At 71.0% G+C, this 6915-nt stretch carries 6 protein-coding genes and 1 tRNA gene; 2 read left to right on the top strand and 5 right to left on the bottom strand.

The window, feature by feature from the left end:
* The first annotated feature begins 6 nt into the window (after positions 1-6).
* Entirely contained in the window at positions 7-1440 is a 1434-nt protein-coding gene (locus tag ACFC51_RS22385) for a serine/threonine protein kinase (RefSeq protein WP_376378510.1), read from the top strand.
* A 6-nt stretch (positions 1441-1446) separates the two neighbouring features.
* Here the strand turns inward: ACFC51_RS22385 and ACFC51_RS22390 are convergent, their stop codons facing one another.
* The 3 genes from ACFC51_RS22390 to ACFC51_RS22400 form a co-directional block, all read right to left on the bottom strand.
* Entirely contained in the window at positions 1447-2787 is a 1341-nt protein-coding gene (locus ACFC51_RS22390; protein WP_376530399.1) for a hypothetical protein, read from the bottom strand.
* Positions 2784-4664, bottom strand: a complete 1881-nt coding sequence (locus ACFC51_RS22395; protein ID WP_376530430.1) for a VWA domain-containing protein — start codon at positions 4662-4664, stop codon at positions 2784-2786. The genes ACFC51_RS22390 and ACFC51_RS22395 overlap by 4 nt, the downstream gene beginning before the upstream one ends.
* A gap of 250 nt (positions 4665-4914) precedes the next feature.
* Positions 4915-5049, bottom strand: coding sequence for a DLW-39 family protein (locus ACFC51_RS22400; protein ID WP_003958712.1), 135 nt, complete (start codon positions 5047-5049; stop codon positions 4915-4917).
* Positions 5050-5331: 282 nt separating this feature from the next.
* On the opposite strand from ACFC51_RS22400, the gene ACFC51_RS22405 reads away from it, so the two are divergent.
* Positions 5332-5691 (top strand): DUF6344 domain-containing protein, encoded by a 360-nt coding sequence (locus ACFC51_RS22405; protein WP_376378515.1) that lies wholly within the window; start codon positions 5332-5334, stop codon positions 5689-5691.
* 367 nt (positions 5692-6058) lie between these two features.
* Here ACFC51_RS22405 and ACFC51_RS22410 read toward each other — a convergent pair.
* A tRNA-Ile gene (locus ACFC51_RS22410) sits at positions 6059-6135 on the bottom strand.
* A 71-nt stretch (positions 6136-6206) separates the two neighbouring features.
* Entirely contained in the window at positions 6207-6803 is a 597-nt protein-coding gene (locus ACFC51_RS22415) for a DUF3566 domain-containing protein (RefSeq protein ID WP_376378518.1), read from the bottom strand.
* Positions 6804-6915 lie beyond the last annotated feature (112 nt).

Below are 6915 nucleotides of genomic sequence, written 5' to 3' on the forward strand. Positions count from 1 at the left end.
AGCGCAATGGGTGAGGTCTTCGCTGGTCGGTACGAGCTGATCGATCCGATCGGACGTGGTGGGGTCGGGGCGGTCTGGCGCGCGTGGGACCACCGGCGCCGCCGGTACGTCGCTGCCAAGGTCCTTCAGCAGAGCGACGCGCACACGCTGCTGCGCTTCGTCCGCGAACAGGCGCTGCGGATCGAGCATCCGCATGTCCTCGCCCCGGCCAGCTGGGCCGCCGACGACGACAAGGTCCTGTTCACGATGGACCTGGTCAGCGGTGGTTCGCTCGCCCACGTCATCGGTGACTACGGCCCGCTGCCCCCGCGATTCGTCTGTCTCCTGCTCGACCAACTGCTGTCCGGGCTCTCCACGGTGCACGCCGAGGGGGTCGTGCACCGTGACATCAAACCGGCCAACATCCTGATGGAGGCCACCGGCACCGGCCGGCCGCACCTGCGGCTCTCCGACTTCGGCATCTCGATGCGCAAGGGCGAGCCGCGCCTGACCGAGACCAACTACGTGGTGGGGACGCCCGGTTACTTCGCGCCCGAACAGATGATGGGAGCGGAACCCGACTTCCCGGCGGACCTGTTCGCCGTCGGCCTCGTCGCGCTCTATCTGCTCCAGGGCCGCAAGCCGGACGCCAAGGCGTTGATCGAGTACTTCGCCCAGCACGGCACCCCGGGTGCCCCCCAGGGGGTGCCGGAACCGTTGTGGCAGGTCCTGGCCGGGCTCCTGCAACCGGATCCGCACGCCCGCTTCCGTACGGCCACAGGCGCGCGCAAGGCGCTGACGGCCGCCGTCGAGATGCTCCCGGACCCCGGCCCGGACGAGGACCCGGTCGAGGTGTTCGACCAGATCGGACCCCTGCCCGCCGGCTTCGGTCCCGAAGGCCCTGAGAGCCCCGCTGCGCCTGATCCAGGCCCACGGGCCCCCGCACAGGCCGCCGGAGGCACCCCTCCGCCGACTCAGCCGTCCCAGCAGCCGTCCGCGTCCCGTACTGCTGCCTCTCCTCAGAACACGGGGCAGCAGCCCTACGCACCGTCCCCGTCCATGTCGGAGACGGGCAGCTTCCATCTCGCACCACCGCCGCAGCGCACGACGCCCCCGGACCAGCCACAGACGCCTTCGCCTCAGCTCCCCGCTCACACGGCGAACCCTCACGCGTCAAACCCTCACGCGCCGAACGCCCACGCGCCGACTCCCCAGGCAGCACATCCTCACGCAGCGAACCCCTACGCCTCCGGTGCAGCCCAGGCCGCCACGGCCGCCGTACCGTACGGGGCTGCGCAGACTCGCGCCTACACCGCCCAGCACCTCCAGGCATCCCCGGACGACGCGCCGCAGCAGTCGACGTCGAAGCGCCCGGGACCGCCCCCGAAGGTGGCGGTCCCGGTGCTGTTGGTGGCATTGATCTGCTTCGCTGTGGGCATCTGGGCCCTCACCCAGGCCTGAGCGCCCCTACCAGGCCTGCGGTGGACCGCCGAACGGCTGCTGCCCGCCCGCCGCACCCGGCGGCGCAGCGGCGGGAACGGCCCGGCGCCGGGCCAGCAGGGTCCAGACACCGAGCCCGAGCACCAGCACGGAGCCCGTGCCGATCCCGGCCGCGGCCACCGTCTTCATCGTGGCGCTCTCACCGGCCTCGGGTGCGCTCTGCCCCTTCTCGGCCATATCCCTGTCGTCATCGGTGACCCCGAAGATCCCGGCGTCCCCCTGATAGGGCGACGGCTTGCTGTCGTTGACGACTTTCACTCTGAGCGTCAGGGCGAGTGGATCGGTCCCGTAGTGCTCGGCGACCTTGGGCGACAGCGTCACCGACAGGTAGTACCAGCCCGCGAAGCGCATCGCGTTGACGTCCGTCGCCGGGTCGTGGCGGTTCTCGTACGCCACCGGCGGCAGTGGATCCAGGGCCACCGAATTGGACGCCCCCGAGTACGAGAGGGTCGCGTCGTCCACATGACCATGCGCCGGGTTGTCCAGCGCGAGCGCCAAGGCGTTTCCGAGGTACTCGGTGGACTTGTTGCTGTTGCTCAGCGCGGCCGTGGCGAAGATCTGCTGGCCCCAGTCCACCGGCACCCGGTAGAAGCGGGTCTGCCCCGGTGCGATCTTGTCCACCCACTCGCCGGAATCCAGACCGGTGGCATCGTAGAAGCCGCTGCCGCCGGTCCGCTCCTGCCTGCCGGTGGGCGGCACCGGTGACGCGGACGACCAGTCCTCCGGAGCTTCGGTCGGCAGCGACCCGTCGTCCTTCGGCGCCGGTTCGGCCTCGTAGCGCAGCTCCAGGTCCCAGGCCTCGGGGGACGAGGTCGCCTTGCTCTCCCGCTCGATCAGGACGTTGTACGTCCCGCGCGCCGCACAGGTGGTGCTGTCCTTCTCCACGGTCCGGTGAGCGTACGCGGCGATCGGGCGGGGGAACTCCGCCGACTCGAAGGCGGCGTCCTCGGAGCTGCACCGGTTGTCGTCGAGGTCCCTCATGCTGATCGTGAAGCCGTCACCGTAGGCGACCTTCCCGCCGGCCTTCGGCACGGCCACGGCGGAGACGTACGCGTCGGTCGAATCGTCGAGCTCCAGGCGGTAGTAGAGCTTCTGCCCGTTCTTGATGGAACTCCTGTAGACCGCACCCGGCTTCAGCTCCGCCGCGTCGGCATTCGTCTCCGCGCCCTGGACCGACGTCGCCCCGGGGTCGAAGGTGTACGCCGGGGGCTCGTCGGCCGCGTGAGCCTGCCCCGGCAGTGCCGCCACCGCGCACACCGCTGCGACCGTCGCCAGCGTCACCCGGCCTCTGTTGCGCTGCCTGTTCACGCGCTTCCCCTCGTCGTCCGCCTGCCTGGCCTGCGCCGCCTGCGGAGCAGCAGGAGCCCGGCGATCGACACGACCACGGCACCCGCTCCGGCAGCCGTCGCGATGCCGGTCCATCCTGCCCCGCCCCCGCCACCGCTGTCTGCGGCCCCCGCCGTATTGCCGTGATCGCCCGACCCGGCCCGTGGCGGCGCCCCGTGCTGCGGGCCGGCCAGCTCGTCGCCGAGGACCGCGACCCGCAGCACCACTCCGATCCGCGGGTTCTCGGCGATCTCGGCCGCCTTCGCCCCGAGTGTCACCGCGAGGTAGAAATCGCCCCCGGCATGCACCGGCCGTACCGCGGCGGCGGACTCGTAGCGGTTGGTCCACGCGACCGGGACCGACCCCATCCGCAGCACCGCCGGCCTCCCCGCATACAACGCCGTCGAGCGGAACTCGCCTCCGCTGCCGACCGGGAGGCGCGCCGGCGTGAACAGCTGCGTCGCGCCGTACGAGTAGGTGGCTGCTGCGCCGTCCACCGTGGGCTCGTTGGCGAACTCCACGTCGTAGCGCACCTGTTGGCCCCATCCGGCCGGCACCTTGTACCAGAGGGTCTGCGACGGGAGGATCCGGTCCCGCCACACGCCCCGGCCGAGTTCCGCGGCGTCGTTGAACCCGGTGCCGCCTCGCACGTCATGCGGATCCCCCGTCGGCAGCGCGGCCTGCTCACCACCCTTCCCGTACTCCGGCTGCGACTGTGCCGGAGTGACTCCAGCGGCCAGCGGCTTCTCCACGCCGTACACGAGCTCGACAGGCCACCGCGACCTGTCGGGTCCCTTCGTGCTCCGGCGCTCGACGACCATGACGTAGCGGCCCGCCTCGTCACAGACACGCCGGCCGTCCTCCGAGCGGATCCTGGACACGGCCGAGGTCAGCGGGGTCGCGCCCTCCTGCTGGAGGAAGCGCGCGGTGTCCGACACACAGGTGGTGCCCCCGGCGCCCCGGACGAGACCGGTGCTCAGGGCGTCGAGGCCGTCGACGGCCGCACCGGGCTGCGGGACGGCCGTTGCCGCGAAGTCCGCCGTGGAGACGGCATCGAGGCTGACGGCGTAGTACCGCTTCTCCCCGGGACCGATGCTGTCCAGGTACTGACCGGGAGACATCGGGGGAGCCTCGGCCGCAGTGTCCCCTCCCTCGATGCTGTCTCCCCTCAACCGGTAGCCGCGTGACGAGAGTTGTGCGGACCGTTGCAGCTGCCGGGCAAGCGCGTCCGCGTCAGGGGCGTCGTAGTAACGCCCGTTGCCCGCCTCTGCGATGCACTCCAGCTGCTCCCGTGCCGCCCCCCGGACCTGGAAGCCCACGGTGTCGATCCGGAGCCCGACGCCGTCCCTGCCGAGCTGTCCGGCGACCTCACAAGGGCTCGGCGTACCGCAGTTGTCCTCCCCGTCGGAGATCAGGAGGATCGTCCGCGTCCCGGCGGACCGGTCGGAAGGCGCCGGAAGGTCCTCTGCGGCCTTCCGCAGGGAGAGCCCGATCGGGGTGTCACCCCGGGGCCGTACACCCGCGACGGCGCCCTTCAGGGCCGCCCTGTCGAGCGCGCTCACCGGTCGGACGAGCCGGGTGTCCGTGCAGCCCGCGGTCCGGTCGGCTCCGTACACCCGCAGGCCGGTCGGATGCCCGTCGGGGAGCGCGTCGACCACGGCCCCCACGGCCGTACGGGCGCTCTCCATCCGGGTCCGGCCGGTGCCGTCGTCGTCCCCCATGGAGCCCGAGGAGTCGAGCACCATGACGAGACTGCCGCCCACGGGGCCGTTCTGCGGAGCGCCGACCGGAGCGGCCTGCCCCCTGGCCTCTGCGGGCAGGGCCCCCGCCACCAGTGCGAACAGTGCCCCACCCGCCAGGATCGCCGCTCTCGCCGTACGCCGGAACGACTGCGCACCGGCCCTCCGCGGATGTGCCCCCGCCTTCGCCCGTGCACCCACCGAATCCCCCCTCGGCCGCCCGTACCCCACGATTGCTTTGCTTGAGCAATCTAATGATTTGCTTGGGTGAACTCAAGGGTTCGGCCGTCACAGTCACGCAACAGCAGCCTCCGGACAGCACGAAGCCCCGGCCGCTCGGCGGCCGGGGCTTGTAGCAGACTGTTCCGTCTCACACACCTGAACCTGCGGGCACGGAGTCGGTCGCCTCCGTCCACAGATCCTGCTCGGCGCGATCCGCCTGGATCTGGCGGTACACGAGGAGCCCGCCGATGGCGGCCAGTGCGACCAGGAGAAGCTTCTTCACCGCGCGACCTCGTCTTTCCTTGACGTAAGGGACTTCTGCCGCCCGACTATACACACCGGCCGATACCGATCGGTGACCTCCCCGGAACCGGGCGGCCGGCCGTTCCGGCCCCCTTCCGGAGCCCCTCTCCACCCCCCGGAGCAGCTTTTCCGAGCCGGTTGAACCATAAGAGTGGTGTTCATCGGAAGATCGGCGCACCGGGGGCGTCGGTCCCGGATTCAGGGCGCCGGATCCACATCATCGGAAAGGTAAGCAAACCGGACCACCTGAAAGCGAGGGGCCATGAGCACCTTCAGGGTCAAGAGCATCTGGACCGCCTTCGTCACCGCCTTCTTCGCGCTTCTCGCGTCGCTGGGCCTCGCCACAGCCCAGGCCACGGCCGCGGAGCCGACGGTCACGAGCCACGAACACACGGGCGTGACACCGGCAACCGCGACGACCCCCTCGGTGCGATGGACCCTTCCGCGTGACAGGTCGCTGCCACCCACGATGAAGCAGCGCATCCGCGCCGAGGCGCACGGCTCCTCCCCGGCCACCCGCCACCTGTCCACGGAGAACACCGAAGCCGCCCGCACGGCGAACGGCTCCCGCTCCGCCCACGGCGCCACACCTGCCGGGGACTCCTCCCCGCTGCCGCCCTGAGCGCGCCGCACACGCTCCCCAGGCCCCTGGTCCGGTCCACACCGGCGGGGGCCTTCTTCATGCCCCGGGCGGCATGCCGGCGAGCGAGACAGCGAACGCCACCCCGGCTTCCCGGCCCACGCCATGACGGCACTCAGCACCCGGTACTCGGCACCTGGATAACCGGCCGGTGCAGAACGCCGGTGTCCGTACGTACCTGGCGGCGACGGGCTCGCTCCGGCGAGCCAGAGGCACACGGAGACCGGAATGCGCCCCGCACCGACAGGAGCGCGGGCACGCCCGCACCGGCGGAAGAGGAAACGACCGGCTGATGTCAGCGAGGAGATGACGAAGGCCCCCCACCGTTCCCGGTGGGGGGCCTTCGTGCTGGTGGGGCTAACAGGATTTGAACCTGTGGCCTCATCCTTATCAGGGATGCGCTCTAACCAACTGAGCTATAGCCCCGCCGCGCTGTTGCGCTGACTTCTGAAGATTAGCGCACGTCGGGGCCAGTCCCAAAATCGATACCCGGCGCCCTACTCGTCCTCGGCGAGAGTGAGCTCCACGCCACCCACGAAGCCGGCCGACAGGTTGTAGATGAACGCGCCCAGCGTCGCCAGCGCAGTGGCCAGCACCACGTCGATCACCGCGATGACCGAGGTGAAGATGAGCACGCGCGGCAGCGACAGGAACGACTGCAGATCGAAGCCGTTGCTCTCGTTGGAGCCGGTGGCCTCGCTGATCGTGCCGCCCACGGTGGAGAAGACGCCCATGGCGTCCATCACCATCCACAGGACGGCTGCCGCGACCACCGTGCAGATGCCGAGCGCGATGGAGAGCAGGAAGCTGACCTTCATCACCGACCACGGATCGGCCTTCGCCACCCGCAGACGCGCCTTCCTGGTACGCGGAGTGGTCCGCGCCCCCGTGCGGGGCAGCCGGGTCGCCTGCGCGCCCCCGACGCCCTGCATGCCGCCCTGTGTTCCTCCGCCCTGCGTACCGCCCGCAGGCGACTGGTACGCCTGGGGCGGGTGATAGGGCCCCGCCTGGCCCGGTGCGGGCTCCCGCTCGCCGGGCAACGGCCCGGTCGCGTACCCCTCGTACTGCGGCTGAGGTCCCCGAGTGTCCGTCACAGTGCCCCCTTGGGAGTCCGTGGCTCCACTCACGCTCTACTCCTCGTGCTCCCCGGCCGAAGGCGCCGTGCCCTCGACTGTGCCCTCGACCACGTTCTCGGCATGGGCCTCG

The organism is Streptomyces sp. NPDC055962 (genome assembly GCF_042270185.1).
In the GTDB taxonomy this organism is placed as follows: domain Bacteria; phylum Actinomycetota; class Actinomycetes; order Streptomycetales; family Streptomycetaceae; genus Streptomyces.

What these genes read in the sequence shown, in the direction of transcription:
- ACFC51_RS22385 (WP_376378510.1), top strand. Translation starts at nt 7, where the DNA reads ATGGGTGAGGTCTTCGCTGGTCGGTACGAGCTGATCGATCCGATCGGA.
- ACFC51_RS22405 (WP_376378515.1), top strand. Translation starts at nt 5,332, where the DNA reads ATGAGCACCTTCAGGGTCAAGAGCATCTGGACCGCCTTCGTCACCGCC.